The organism is Streptomyces sp. NPDC006174 (assembly GCF_040614075.1).
GTDB lineage: Bacteria > Actinomycetota > Actinomycetes > Streptomycetales > Streptomycetaceae > Streptomyces.
The window spans coordinates 199,237-211,944 of the sequence record NZ_JBEXTJ010000001.1; the positions used below are offsets into that span (position 1 = coordinate 199,237).

General features: G+C 71.8%; 12 protein-coding genes. 5 read left to right on the plus strand and 7 right to left on the minus strand.

Annotated features, from left to right (window positions below; all coding sequences use genetic code 11):
- Positions 1-55: 55 nt before the first annotated feature.
- Entirely contained in the window at positions 56-1,063 is a 1,008-nt protein-coding gene (locus tag ABZ267_RS00920; RefSeq protein ID WP_356747271.1) for a hypothetical protein, read from the plus strand.
- 9 nt (positions 1,064-1,072) lie between these two features.
- Here the strand turns inward: ABZ267_RS00920 and ABZ267_RS00925 are convergent, their stop codons facing one another.
- A complete protein-coding gene (locus ABZ267_RS00925) occupies positions 1,073-1,789 on the minus strand; it encodes a uridine kinase (protein ID WP_356747222.1) in 717 nt (238 codons plus the stop codon).
- Positions 1,790-1,849: 60 nt separating this feature from the next.
- On the opposite strand from ABZ267_RS00925, the gene ABZ267_RS00930 reads away from it, so the two are divergent.
- Positions 1,850-2,272, plus strand: a complete 423-nt coding sequence (locus tag ABZ267_RS00930) for a hypothetical protein (protein WP_356747220.1) — start codon at positions 1,850-1,852, stop codon at positions 2,270-2,272.
- A 72-nt stretch (positions 2,273-2,344) separates the two neighbouring features.
- On the opposite strand, the gene ABZ267_RS00935 is transcribed toward ABZ267_RS00930, so the two are convergent.
- Genes ABZ267_RS00935 through deoC form a run of 3 tightly spaced genes read right to left on the minus strand, consistent with a single transcriptional unit; the run spans position 2,345 to position 5,669 of the window.
- Positions 2,345-3,286 (minus strand): aldehyde dehydrogenase family protein, encoded by a 942-nt coding sequence (locus ABZ267_RS00935; RefSeq protein ID WP_356747218.1) that lies wholly within the window; start codon positions 3,284-3,286, stop codon positions 2,345-2,347.
- Positions 3,279-4,715 carry an aldehyde dehydrogenase family protein gene (locus ABZ267_RS00940; RefSeq protein WP_356747216.1) on the minus strand — a complete coding sequence of 479 codons (1,437 nt, stop codon included), beginning with the start codon at positions 4,713-4,715 and terminating at the stop codon, positions 3,279-3,281. The genes ABZ267_RS00935 and ABZ267_RS00940 overlap by 8 nt, the downstream gene beginning before the upstream one ends.
- Before the next feature lie 6 nt (positions 4,716-4,721).
- The gene (gene deoC, locus ABZ267_RS00945) at positions 4,722-5,669 is read right to left on the minus strand and encodes a deoxyribose-phosphate aldolase (protein WP_356747269.1); all 948 of its coding nucleotides are present in this window, start codon (positions 5,667-5,669) and stop codon (positions 4,722-4,724) included.
- Positions 5,670-5,797: 128 nt separating this feature from the next.
- Here deoC and ABZ267_RS00950 point away from each other — a divergent pair, with 128 nt between their 5' ends.
- Entirely contained in the window at positions 5,798-6,442 is a 645-nt protein-coding gene (locus tag ABZ267_RS00950; RefSeq protein WP_356747214.1) for a PH domain-containing protein, read from the plus strand.
- Positions 6,443-6,526: 84 nt separating this feature from the next.
- Here the strand turns inward: ABZ267_RS00950 and ABZ267_RS00955 are convergent, their stop codons facing one another.
- From ABZ267_RS00955 to ABZ267_RS00965, 3 genes are all read right to left on the minus strand, one after another.
- On the minus strand, positions 6,527-8,167 hold the full coding sequence (locus ABZ267_RS00955; RefSeq protein WP_356747212.1) for a phospho-sugar mutase: 1,641 nt from the start codon (positions 8,165-8,167) through the stop codon (positions 6,527-6,529).
- 196 nt (positions 8,168-8,363) lie between these two features.
- Complete coding sequence (locus ABZ267_RS00960; RefSeq protein ID WP_356747210.1) at positions 8,364-9,188, minus strand: purine-nucleoside phosphorylase; 825 nt, start codon at positions 9,186-9,188, stop codon at positions 8,364-8,366.
- 105 nt (positions 9,189-9,293) lie between these two features.
- Positions 9,294-9,731 (minus strand): gamma-glutamylcyclotransferase, encoded by a 438-nt coding sequence (locus ABZ267_RS00965; protein WP_015610940.1) that lies wholly within the window; start codon positions 9,729-9,731, stop codon positions 9,294-9,296.
- Between the two features lie 276 nt (positions 9,732-10,007).
- On the opposite strand from ABZ267_RS00965, the gene ABZ267_RS00970 reads away from it, so the two are divergent.
- Together ABZ267_RS00970 and ABZ267_RS00975 are read left to right on the plus strand one after the other, a co-directional pair.
- Entirely contained in the window at positions 10,008-11,447 is a 1,440-nt protein-coding gene (locus ABZ267_RS00970; protein WP_356747208.1) for an NAD(P)H-quinone dehydrogenase, read from the plus strand.
- 207 nt (positions 11,448-11,654) lie between these two features.
- A complete protein-coding gene (locus ABZ267_RS00975) occupies positions 11,655-12,623 on the plus strand; it encodes a DeoR/GlpR family DNA-binding transcription regulator (protein WP_356747206.1) in 969 nt (322 codons plus the stop codon).
- Positions 12,624-12,708: the final 85 nt, after the last annotated feature.

Genomic DNA, 12,708 nt, shown 5'->3' on the forward strand with positions numbered 1-12,708 from the left:
GAGCACAGCAGGAGCAGCAGACCGTACACGTCCGGCGTGGAAGGTCTGGGCGGTCGTGGCCGCCGTCGTCGTAGTGATCGCGGGGCTGCTGCACGCCTGGCGCAACACCAACGTGCTGACGGCGGACCGGCTCTGCGGGGACCTGGTGTCGGCGTCGCAGGCTGACGCGGTGCTTCCGGGGTCCGGGCGTCTGGACGCCGAAGGGGACGGGCTGGACGACAACGACCTGACGGATACGCAGTGCAGGGTCGAGAAGTCGTCCGTCGTCCTCGGTTCCGGCGAGAGCGGGCTCAGTGTCCGGCTCTGGGCGGTGCGGGGCTATGAACCACTGGCGTTCGAAAGCGAGCCCTACCCACCGGACGCCTCGTACTTCACCGGCGAGGTGACCGGCGGGGTCAATGCGTACAAAGCGTGGGTCATGCTGCCCGAGAAGTGCTGGACCGACCGGCCGGTGGTCGCCGAGTTCAACATCACCGAGCCGGCTGCCGACCGCACCGCCTTCGCCGCCCTGGCCACCGACACCGCACGGACCATCGCGGCCCGGACCAAGTGCGGTGACCTCCCCGAGAAGCCCGGAACGCTCGTGCCTCCGCGCTCCGACGCCGCACGTCCGGTCTCCGAAGGACAGGTGTGCGGCCTGGACGGCCTGACCGTGGCGGGCCAGGTGCCGGCGGGGACGAAGGTGCTCGAAGAAGGGCAGAAGGCTCCCGCCGACCTGTGGGCCTGCAAGCTGACCCTGGACGACGAGACGAGTGGCTTCGTCCGTAGTGACGGCTTCATGAAGTACACCGCCACCCGGGACCCGCTGCTCATCGCCGCCATGCGGAAGTTCCCGGGTACGGAGAAGGGCCGAGCACCGGACGGCCGGGAAGCCGAAATCGTCGACAAGGGCCAAGGATTCATCCTGCCCTGCGCGGACGGCGGCGCTCTCTACCTGGCGGTGGAATCGGGGCAGCAGTACCTGGAGGCGAGCAAGCGTCACGCGGACCTGCCGAAGCGGGACGCCTACCGTGAGCCCTTCACGAAGGCCGCCGCCAAGACCTTCGGCTGCGCGGTCGGCTGAGGACCGGTCCTACTCCGGGACCGGCGCCCCCACCGTAGCCTTCCGGCACCGCCCGGCCGCCGCGGCGGCGAACCGGCCCAGAGCCTCCTCCTTGCCGCACGGGTACGCGCCCAGCGCCGTCTGGCGGGCCACGATGCGCCGCTCGGCCCGCATCAGGCGCCAGCCGCGCCGGAGGAGGAACGGGACCGACTTGCGGCCCTCGCGCAGGTCGCGGACCAGGCGGCGGCGGAACGTGGTGGACGGGCGGCCGCGCAGGCACAGCGCGTCCGCCAGCAGGCCCAGTTCCTGGCAGCGGCCCACGATGTCCGCCGCGAAGATGCCCTCGGCCACGAAGAGCGGCGAGCGCTCGATGTGGAAGGCATCCTGGCCCGTACGGGAGCTGGTGGCGATGTCGTACACCGGAACATCCGTACGGCCCGACCGGCACAGCTCCGCGACGGCCGCCACCGCCGCGTCCGCGTCCCAGGACGCGGCGGAGTCCCAGTCGATGTCCAAAGAGCCGGGGACCCGGGGCAGCGTCGGGTCGTCGTGCTCCTTGTAGAAGTCGTCCAGGCGCAGCACCGGCAGGCCGGTACGCGCGGCCAGGACGGACTTGCCGGAGCCGGAGGGGCCCGCGAGCAGCACGACGCGGGTCGGGATCAGTGGGGAACGGGAACTCACAGAACAGAAGTGTGAGGCATTGACCCGCGCAGGGGACCACCCGGGCCTCCTGTTGGTATCCAGCATCACACCTCAACTACTCTGCGCGTACGGACGATTACCCGACCAGGTCGATCAGGTGGAAACATGGCACTTCACGCACGCAAGCCCGAACGCCGCGCACTGCTGCGCGCCGGTCTGACCGTGACCGCGCTGGGAGCGGCCCTCGGGGCCGGTGCGGGCTCGGCCCAGGCCGCTCCTCAGCTGCCTCCGGTCGCCGAGATCCCGGAGCAGGGAACCGCGGCCGTCCAGACGGTCACCAAGAGCGCCGGACCGGCGGTGACCAGCGCGCTCGGCACCTCGCTGACCAACAGCATCCGTCCCATCACCGACCTCCAGCTGCACCCGCTGGCCAAGACCGGCGTCGACCCGCTGGACAACGCGGTCGGCACCCAGGTCGCCGACTTCCAGCCGGTGTCGACGGCGATTCTCACCGACCCGCTCACCAGCGGCGGTGCGATCAACGACCTGCCGGTGGTCGGCACGGTCACCCGGCTCGTCACGGGCTGACGCCTCCCGCACGCCGAAAAGAGCCGCCCCGGTCGTCGGGGGCGGCCCCTTTCGCGTACGGCGGCGAGAGCGTCAGTACGACGAGCCCGAGGCTCCCAGCGCACCCGTCGGGTGCCAGACCGTCTTGGTCTCCAGGAACGCCGTCAGCCGGTGCGTGCCGGGCGCGGCCGGCCAGTCGGTGGAGGCGTCCGAGCCGTCCGCCTCGGCAGGCCGCGGGCGCAGGACCCGCTTGAGGTTGTCCGCCGCCGCGATCTCCAGCTCCTTGGCCAGCTCCGCGCCGGCGCCGGTGAGGTCGATCGCGTTGACGTCCTGGTGGGCGGCGAGCGGGGCCGCCAGCTCCGCCGTGGCGCCGGACAGGATGTTGACCACGCCGCCGGGCACGTCGGAGGTGGCCAGCACCTCACCGAGCGAGAGCGCGGGCAGCGGAGCTTCGGCGGAGGCGATGACGACCGCCGTGTTGCCGGTCGCGATGACCGGAGCGATCACCGAGACCAGGCCGAGGAACGACGACGTCTGCGGCGCGAGGACCGCGACCACACCGGTCGGCTCCGGCGTGGAGAGGTTGAAGAACGGGCCCGCGACCGGGTTGGCACCGCCGGAGATCTGGCCGATCTTGTCGGTCCAGCCCGCGTACCAGACCCAGCGGTCGATCGCCGCGTCCACCACGGCCGCCGCCTTGGACTTCGACAGTCCTTCGGAGGCGGCCACCTCGCGGACGAACTGCTCCTTGCGGCCCTCCAGCATCTCGGCGACGCGGTAGAGGACCTGGCCGCGGTTGTACGCGGTCGCGCCCGACCAGCCGCCGAACGCCTTGCGCGCGGCCACGACCGCGTCACGTGCGTCCTTACGGGAGGACTGCGGCGCGTTGGCCAGCCACTGGCCCTTGGAGTCGCTCACCTCGTACACCCGGCCGCTCTCGGAGCGGGGGAACTTGCCCCCGACGTACAGCTTGTAGGTCTTGAAGACGCCAAGACGCCGCTCGGCGGAGCCGTTGATGGATTCGCGGTCAGACATCGAGGTACGCCTCCAGGCCGTGGCGGCCGCCCTCGCGGCCGTAGCCCGACTCCTTGTAGCCGCCGAACGGCGACGTCGGGTCGAACTTGTTGAACGTGTTGGCCCAGACGACGCCCGCGCGGAGCTTGTCGGCCACCGCGAGGATGCGGGAGCCCTTCTCCGTCCAGATGCCCGCCGAGAGGCCGTACTGGCTGTTGTTGGCCTTGGCGACCGCCTCGTCCGGCGTGCGGAACGAGAGCACGGAGAGGACCGGGCCGAAGATCTCGTCACGGGCCACCGTGTGGGCCTGCGTGACGTTGGTGAACAGCGTCGGCGCGAACCAGAAACCCGACGACGGCAGTTCGCACGGCGCGCTCCAGCGCTCCGCGCCTTCCGCCTCGCCGGTCTCCACCAAGGCGGTGATCCGGGCGAGCTGCTCGGCGGAGTTGATCGCGCCGATGTCGGTGTTCTTGTCCAGCGGGTCGCCGAGCCGCAGCGTCGAGAGCCGGCGCTTCAGCGCGTCCAGCACCTCGTCCTGGACCGACTCCTGCACCAGCAGCCGCGAGCCCGCGCAGCAGACCTGGCCCTGGTTGAAGAAGATGCCGGTGACGATGCCCTCGACGGCCTGGTCGATCGGAGCGTCGTCGAAGACGATGTTCGCGCCTTTGCCGCCGAGCTCCAGCGTGACCTTCTTGTCCGTGCCGGCGACCGAGCGCGCGATGGCCTTGCCGACGGCGGTCGAACCGGTGAAGGCCACCTTGTCGACGTCCGCGTGCGTGACGAGCGCCTCGCCCGCGTCCCCGTAACCGGTCAGGATGTTGACGACACCCTTCGGCAGCCCGGCCTGACGGCAGATGTCCGCGAAGAAGAGCGCGGAGAGCGGAGTCGTCTCGGCGGGCTTCAGGACCACCGTGTTGCCGGTGGCGAGCGCCGGAGCGATCTTCCACGCGAGCATCAGCAGCGGGAAGTTCCACGGGATGACCTGACCCGCCACACCCAGCGGCCGCGGGTCGGCCCCGTAGCCCGCGTGGTCCAGCTTGTCGGCCCAGCCCGCGTAGTAGAAGAAGTGCGCGGCGACCAGCGGGAGGTCCGCGTCGCGGGTCTCCTTGATCGGCTTGCCGTTGTCGAGCGTCTCCAGGACGGCCAGCTCACGGCTGCGCTCCTGGATGATCCGCGCGATCCGGAACAGGTACTTGGCGCGCTCGGAGCCGGGCAGCGCCGACCACTTCTCGAACGCCTTACGCGCCGCCTTCACGGCCCGGTCCACGTCCGCCGCGCCGGCCCGCGCGACCTCGGAGAGGACCTCCTCGGTGCTCGGCGAGACGGTCTTGAAGACCCCTCCGTCGGCGGCCTCGGTGAACTCACCGTCGATGAACAGCCCGTACGAAGGGGCGATGTCGACGACGGAACGGGACTCCGGCGCCGGTGCGTACTCGAATGCGGATGCCATGGCTTATCAGTCCACCGTCACGTAATCGGGGCCGGAGTAACGGCCGGTGCTGAGCTTCTGGCGCTGCATCAGCAGGTCGTTGAGAAGGCTGGAGGCGCCGAACCGGAACCAGTGGTTGTCCAGCCAGTCCTCACCCGCCGTCTCGTTCACCAGCACCAGGAACTTGACCGCGTCCTTGGTCGTGCGGATGCCGCCGGCCGGCTTCACACCGATCTGTACGCCGGTCTGCGCGCGGAAGTCGCGGACGGCCTCCAGCATCAGCAGCGTGTTGGCGGGAGTGGCGTTGGTGGCCACCTTGCCGGTCGAGGTCTTGATGAAGTCCGCGCCCGCCAGCATCCCGAGCCAGGAGGCGCGGCGGATGTTGTCGTACGTGGAGAGCTCACCGGTCTCGAAGATCACCTTGAGGCGGGCGGTACCGCACTCGGCCTTCACGGCCACGATCTCCTCGTAGACCTTCAGGAACCGGCCGGAGAGGAACGCCCCTCGGTCGATCACCATGTCGATCTCGTCGGCCCCGGCCGCCACGGCGTCGCGGACGTCCGCGAGCTTGACGTCCAGCGCGGCGCGGCCGGCCGGGAAGGCGGTCGCCACGGACGCCACCTTCACGCCGGAACCGGCGAGCGCGGCAGCGGCGGTGGCCGCCATGTCGGGATAGACGCAGACGGCGGCGGTGCGCGGGGTCGTGCGGTCGAGCGGGTCGGGGTGGACGGCCTTGGCGGCGAGAGCCCGGACCTTGCCCGGGGTGTCCGCGCCTTCCAGCGTCGTCAGGTCGATCATCGAGATGGCGAGATCGATGGCGTACGCCTTGGCCGTCGTCTTGATCGAACGGGTTCCGAGGGCGGCGGCGCGCGCTTCGAGGCCGACGGCGTCGACGCCGGGCAGCCCGAAGAGGAAGCGGCGCAGCGCACTGTCGGACGCCGTCGCGTCGGAGAATGCGGGAGCAGAGGTGGGCATGGTCACCAGGGGAGCATATCTACGCGCGTAGCGACCTGTACAGGGGGACGGCTCAACCGTGCGCACCGCCACACGCGCCTCCGGGGCGCGTGACCTCTCCGCCGGGTCCGTCAGGCAGAATCGGCCCCATGACGAGCCCCACGCCTCCCGCAGAGCCGCAGTACGCCGACCGGACCCACCGCTCGACCTCCGCGCTGGTCTGCGGAGTGCTGCTCATCGCGCTGGTCGCCGTGATGGCCGGCGACGCGATGATCCGGGGCGAGGGACAGGCGCCGTGGCTGGCCCTGGCCGCTCTGCTCACCGCGGTGCCGCTGATCGTGGCGTTCACGCTGCGGCCCGTCGTCGCCGTGAACGACGAGCGGATCCGCATCCGCAACCCGTTCCGCACGATCCAGCTGCCGTGGACCGAGGTCGCCGACGTCCGGGCCGGCTACTCCTCCGAGCTGATCGCCGCAGGCGGCGCCAAGTACCAGCTCTGGGCCGTCCCGGTCTCGCTGCGCGACCGCAAGCGCGCCTCGCGCGCCGCCGGCCGCGCGCCGCACAAGGACGCCTACGGCCGCTTCTCGCCCGGTGCGGGCGCCGACCCTCACCAGCACAGCGTGCCGCCGGTCGCGGCCGCCGACCAGACGATCATGGAGCTGCGGGACCTCGCGGAGAAGGCGGGCGACCCGAAGGACGGGGCCACCACGGGTTCGGTGCGCTGGGCGTACGAGGTGATCGCGCCGGCGGCCGCGGGCGTGGTGCTGTTCGTGGTGCTGTGGGCGATCGGCTGAGCAGCCCGAACGTGTAGCGCGGAAGGACCGGCCCCGCTCTGGAGAGGAGCGGGGCCGGTCCTTCGTTTCTTCCGTGCGTACGCCTCAGATCCCGGCGGCCGCCGCCAGGTCCCGCTTGATCCCGGCGAGCAGCTCCGCGCCGCGCGCCCGTGCGGCGGGGAGTCCGGCGGCGTCCGCGACCGGGACCACGACCTCCAGGTAGCACTTCAACTTCGGCTCGGTGCCGCTCGGGCGGACGATCACGCGGGCGCCTTCCAGCTGGTAGCGCAGCCCGTCGGTGGGCGGCAGCGCGGGCGTGCCTTGCGACAGGTCCTCGGCCGAGGTGACCGCGAGGCCGGCCAGCGCGGTCGGCGGCTGCTCGCGGAGCCGGGCCATGGCGTTCGCGATGACCGTCAGGTCCTCCACCCGCACCGAGAGCTGGTCGGTGGCGTGCAGGCCGTGGGCGAGCGCCAGGTCGTCCAGCAGGTCCAGCAGCGTACGGCCCTGCTCCTTGAGTACGGAGGCCAGCTCGGCGACGAGCAGCGCGGCGGTGATGCCGTCCTTGTCGCGGACGCCTTCGGGGTCGACGCAGTAGCCGAGCGCCTCCTCGTACCCGTACCGCAGGCCGTCCACCCGGGCGATCCACTTGAAGCCCGTCAGCGTCTCCTCGTAACCGAGGCCCGCCTTCTGAGCGATCCGGCCGAGCAGCGACGACGACACGATCGACTCGGCGAACACGCCGGAGACGCCGCGCTCCACCAGGTGCGCGGCGAGCAGTGCGCCGACCTCGTCGCCGCGCAGCATCCGCCAGCCGCCTTCCGTGGCGGTGTCGGGCACGGCGACGGCGCAGCGGTCCGCGTCCGGGTCGTTGGCGATGATCAGGTCCGGCGCGGCCCGGCGCGCGGTGGCGAAGGCGAGATCCATCGCGCCGGGCTCTTCCGGGTTGGGGAAGGCGACGGTCGGGAAGGCGGGGTCGGGCTCGGCCTGCTCGGTGACGAGGACCGGCTCGGGGAATCCGGCGCGCTCGAAGGCGGCGGTCAGGACGGAGGTGCCGACGCCGTGCATCGCGGTGTAGACGGCGCGTGCGGTACGAGGGCTGCCGGCGGCCAGGACGGCGTCCGTACGGGCGAGATAGGCATCCAGGACCTCCTCACCGAGGGTCTCCCAGCCGTCCTTAGGGCGTACGGCGTTCGCCAGTGGGCCGACCGCGGCGATGGCGGCCGCGATCCCGCCGTCGGCCGGAGGCACGATCTGGGAGCCGTCGCCTAGGTAGACCTTGTAGCCGTTGTCGCGCGGCGGGTTGTGGCTGGCGGTGACCTCGACGCCGGCCACCGCGCCCAGGTGCCTTATGGCGTACGCGAGTACGGGGGTGGGGAGCGGGCGCGGGAGGACGGCGGCGCGGAGGCCGGCGCCGGTCATCACGGCGGCGGTGTCGCGCGCGAAGTCCGCCGACTTGTAGCGGGCGTCGTAGCCGATGACGACGAGGCCGCCTTCGTGGCCCTGCGCCTTCAGATACGCGGCGAGGCCCGCCGCCGCCCGGATCACCACGGACCGGTTCATCCGCATCGGACCGGCCCCGAGCTCGCCGCGCAGTCCGGCGGTGCCGAACTGGAGCGTGCCCGCGAACCGTGCGGCGAGCTCGTCGGTGCCGCCCGCCTCGATCAGCGCGGCCAGCTCCTCGCGCGTCTCGGGGTCGGGGTCCTCGGCCAGCCAGGTCCTGGCCTGCGCGATGAGGTCGTGCTGCACGGGGGCCGCCTTTCGGGGGTGTGCGGGTGGGGGCGTACAGGGGTGGTGCGGGTGGCGGGTGCCGGACGGTGGGGCGGGGGTGGGCGCTGCGCGGGCTGTTCCCCTCCCCGCCCCTTCCCGAAACCGGGGCGCCGCCCCGGACCCCGGTCCTCGAACGCCGGACGGGCTGTCGGTGGGCACGCAGGCCCGGGTGGTCCTAGATGCGCTCCAGCACCCTCGCCAGCAGCGCGCCCATCCTCGTCGCCGAGTCGCGGCCCGCCTGGAGGACCTCCTCGTGGTTCAGGGGCTCGCCGGAGAGGCCCGCCGCCAGGTTGGTGACCAGGGAGAGGCCCAGTACCTCGGCGCCTGCCTCGCGGGCCGCGATGGCCTCCAGGACCGTGGACATGCCGACCAGGTCGCCGCCGAGGACCCGGACCATGTTGATCTCGGCCGGGGTCTCGTAGTGCGGGCCGGGGAACTGGACGTACACGCCCTCTTCGAGCGTGTCGTCGATCTCCTTGCACAGCGCGCGCAGGCGCGGCGAGTACAGGTCGGTCAGGTCGACGAAGTTGGCGCCGACGATCGGCGAGGTCGCCGTGAGGTTGATGTGGTCGCTGATCAGCACCGGCTGTCCGGGGCGCATGCCTTCGCGGAGGCCGCCGCAGCCGTTGGTCAGGACGATGGTCTTGCAGCCCGCGGCCACCGCCGTACGGACTCCGTGGGCGACGGCGGCGACGCCGCGGCCCTCGTAGTAGTGCGTGCGGCCGAGGAAGACCAGCGCACGCTTGTCGCCGATCTTGTACGAGCGGATGGTGCCGCCGTGGCCCTCGACCGCGGGCGCCGGGAAGCCGGGGAGCGCGGTGACGGGGAACTCGGCCTCCGGGGCGCCGAGTGCTTCGCCCGCGGGCGCCCAGCCGGAGCCCATGACCAGGGCGACGTCGTGGGTCTCGGCGCCGGTCAGCTCGCGCAGGCGGGCGGCGGCCCCGGCAGCGGCTGCGTACGGGTCGCCCTGGATGTTGTCCGGAATAACTGATGCGTTCACGCGGAAGAGCGTAACCGCTGAATGCCTACGCGCGTAGATGTCCTGGTGCAAAGACTCGCCGAGTGGCTTTGTGGCTTCGCACGGAGAGGGGTCGCCGGACCCCGCTCAGCAGGGGCGCTTGCGCAGGCCCATCACGTAATCGTGCGGGGCGCCGGCGGACTCGGCCGCATCCGCGATCTCGCCGAGGTAGCGGGCGGAGGGCAGGCCGCCCTCGTACCCGTTCAGCACGTACATCCAGGCCGGCTCCTCGCCGTCCAGGGTGTGCACGCGGACGCGCATGCGCCGGTAGATGTCGAGCCCGACACCTTCCCAGCGGTCCATGGAGTCCTCGTCCATCGGCGCCAGGTCGTACAGCGCGACGAAGACCTGGGATCGCGGCGCCTCCACCACGGTGGCCAGCGCCCCTTCCCAGCCCATCTGCTCCCCGCCGAAGGTCAGCCGCCAGCCATTCAGCCAGCCGGTGCTGCGCATCGGGGAATGCGGGGCGCGGCGGGTCATGAGCCGCGCGTCGAGGTTGCCGGCGTACGCGGCGTAGAGCGACATGGGACCGAGGGTACGGGAGGGGGGCGCGGGAGTGCCGGTTCCTGTGACGAAGCCCCCGGTCGGGGGAGGGCCGGGAGCGGTTCGAAGGGCTGTGCGGGCGGCGCGATTCCCGTACGTCCGGAGCCCGGGCGCCCGTATGGAGGGCCCCGGGGCGAATCTGTTTGGCGCGTGCGGGACAATGGAGTACGTACTGCATTCCCCCGGGGCGATCCCCCGGACCCCCGGCCGGGGCGGCAGACGGCCGTGGGGATGACACCCACGCGAGGCGGACTTTTCGTGACCCGGATCGTGATCATCGGCGGCGGCCCCGGCGGCTACGAGGCGGCTCTGGTGGGCGCCCAGCTCGGCGCGGAGGTGACCGTCGTCGACTGCGACGGCCTCGGCGGAGCCTCGGTACTCACCGACTGCGTGCCATCGAAGACCCTGATCGCGACGGCCGAGGTGATGACCACCTTCGACTCCTCGTACGAGGAACTCGGGATCATCGTCGCCGACGACACACCGCACAAGGAACAGGCCGCCCGGGTGGTCGGCGTCGACCTCGGCAAGGTCAACCGCCGTGTCAAGCGCCTCGCACTGGCCCAGTCCCACGACATCACTGCCTCCGTCACCCGGGCCGGCGCCCGCGTGATGCGCGGCCGCGGCCGGCTCGACGGGCTCCAGGCGGCCGACGGTTCCCGCCAGGTCGTCGTCACCGCCGCCGACGGCACCGAGGAGCGGCTCAGCGCCGACGCCGTGCTGATCGCGACCGGCGGCCACCCGCGCGAGATCCCGGACGCGCAGCCGGACGGCGAGCGCATCCTGAACTGGACCCAGGTCTACGACCTCGACGAGCTGCCCGAGGAGCTCATCGTGGTCGGCTCCGGTGTCACCGGCGCCGAGTTCGCCGGTGCCTACCAGGCGCTCGGCTCCCGCGTCACGCTGGTCTCCTCGCGCGACCGGGTGCTGCCGGGCGAGGACCCGGACGCGGCCGCCGTGCTGGAGGACGTGTTCCGGCGCCGCGGCATGAACGTGATGTCCCGCTCCCGCGCCCAGTCGGCCAAGCGCGTCGGCGACCGGGTCGAGGTGACGCTGGCCGACGGCCGGGTCATCACCGGCTCGCACTGCCTGATGGCGGTCGGCGCGATCCCGAACACCGCCGGCATGGGCCTGGAGGAGGCCGGCGTACGGCTGAAGGACTCCGGCCACATCCTGACCGACCGGGTCTCGCGCACCAGCGCTCCCGGCGTCTACGCGGCCGGTGACGTCACCGGCATCTTCGCGTTGGCCTCGGTCGCCGCGATGCAGGGCCGGATCGCGATGTACCACTTCCTCGGCGACGCGGTCGCTCCGCTCAACCTCAAGACGGTCTCCGCCAACGTCTTCACCGACCCGGAGATCGCCACCGTCGGCTACAGCCAGGCCGACGTGGACGCCGGCAAGATCGACGCCCGCGTGGTGAAGCTGCCGCTGCTGCGCAACCCGCGCGCCAAGATGCAGGGCATCCGCGACGGCTTCGTCAAGATCTTCTGCCGTCCCGGTACGGGGATCGTGGTCGGCGGCTGTGTCGTCGCACCGCGCGCCAGCGAACTGATCCACCCGATCTCGCTCGCGGTCGACAACAACCTGACCGTGGAACAGATCGCAAAGGCGTTCACCGTGTACCCGTCGCTGTCCGGATCGATCGCGGAGGTCGCGCGGCAGCTGCACACGCGCAAGCTGACGGACGAGGGCTGACGGCGGAGCAACACCGCGTGGTTGCCGGTGAATTGCGACATTCCCCGGCAACCTCCGCCAGTCCGGGCGAGGATGATGATCGCTCGGCGATCACACCCGGACAACAGCGAAAGCCTCTATACCACTTCGGTGGCCGCCAGATGTACAACTTCCGTTATTCGGCGCAAACTGCTGAAAACCACCGGCGGTCAGGTTACTGTCAGTTTCGTGTTCGCTGCAGAACGTCGTCAGTTGATCCTCGAAATGGTGCGCGCCAACGGGGCGGTATCGCTCCGTGAGCTCGCCCGCGTCGTCCAGACCTCCGAAGTGACCGTACGGCGGGACGTGCGGGCACTGGAGGCAGAAGGACTCCTCGACCGCCGGCACGGCGGTGCGGTCTTGCCGGGCGGTTTTACGCGGGAGTCCGGCTTTCCGCAGAAATCCCATCTCTCCACCGCGGAGAAGACGGCCATCGCCGACCTGGCGGCCTCGATGGTCGGTGAGGGCGAGGCCATCGTGGTCGGCGCCGGTACGACCACGCAGGAGCTGGCCCGCCGGCTCGCGCGGGTCCCCGGCCTGACCGTGGTGACCAACTCGCTGCTGGTCGCCCAGGCGTTGGCCCATGCCAACCGGGTGGAGGTCGTCATGACCGGCGGCACCCTGCGCGGGAGCAACTACGCGCTGGTGGGCAGCGGGGCCGAGCAGTCCCTCCAGGGCCTGCGGGTCTCCCGCGCCTTCCTCTCCGGGAGCGGCCTCACCGCCGAGCGCGGCCTGTCCACCTCCAACATGCTCTCGGCCAGCGTGGACCGGGCGCTCGTGCAGGCCGCCGCGGAGGTGGTCGTCCTGGCGGACCACACGAAGCTGGGCGCCGACACGATGTTCCAGACGGTGCCCACGGAGCTGATCACCCGCCTGGTCACGGACGAGCCTCCGCTCCACGACGAGCGCGCGGCCGCCGAGCTCCAGGCGCTGGCGGACCAGGGCGTGGAGGTCACGGTGGCGGGCCCCGACGCGGACGCGCCGGACGGCCCTCCCGGCGAGCGCCGTCCTCGCCGCGACATGCCGTTGCCGGGCCAGCGGCGGACGACGACGGGCCGGAACGGTGGGCTGGGGCCGCAGTTGCGCAGCGCGTCGTCGCTGTCCGACCAGACGTCGTCGGGCGAGCGGGCTCGGGTGGCGGACCTGCGGCGGCGGTAGGGCCGTGCGGTAGGGCCAGGTCGGGTGCGCTGCCCCCGAACCCCCGCTCCTCGGTGTTCAGCCCCTCCGGCGTTTGAGGAGCGGG

Bases quoted from the DNA above. Each gene is read 5' to 3' on its own strand.
- ABZ267_RS00965 (WP_015610940.1), bottom strand. From the start codon at position 9,731: ATGTCGCTCTACGCCGCGTACGCCGGCAACCTCGACGCGCGGCTCATG.
- ABZ267_RS00935 (WP_356747218.1), bottom strand. From the start codon at position 3,286: ATGTCTGACCGCGAATCCATCAACGGCTCCGCCGAGCGGCGTCTTGGC.
- deoC (WP_356747269.1), bottom strand. From the start codon at position 5,669: ATGCCCACCTCTGCTCCCGCATTCTCCGACGCGACGGCGTCCGACAGT.
- ABZ267_RS00940 (WP_356747216.1), bottom strand. From the start codon at position 4,715: ATGGCATCCGCATTCGAGTACGCACCGGCGCCGGAGTCCCGTTCCGTC.
- ABZ267_RS00950 (WP_356747214.1), top strand. From the start codon at position 5,798: ATGACGAGCCCCACGCCTCCCGCAGAGCCGCAGTACGCCGACCGGACC.
- ABZ267_RS00925 (WP_356747222.1), bottom strand. From the start codon at position 1,789: ATGCTGGATACCAACAGGAGGCCCGGGTGGTCCCCTGCGCGGGTCAAT.
- ABZ267_RS00930 (WP_356747220.1), top strand. From the start codon at position 1,850: ATGGCACTTCACGCACGCAAGCCCGAACGCCGCGCACTGCTGCGCGCC.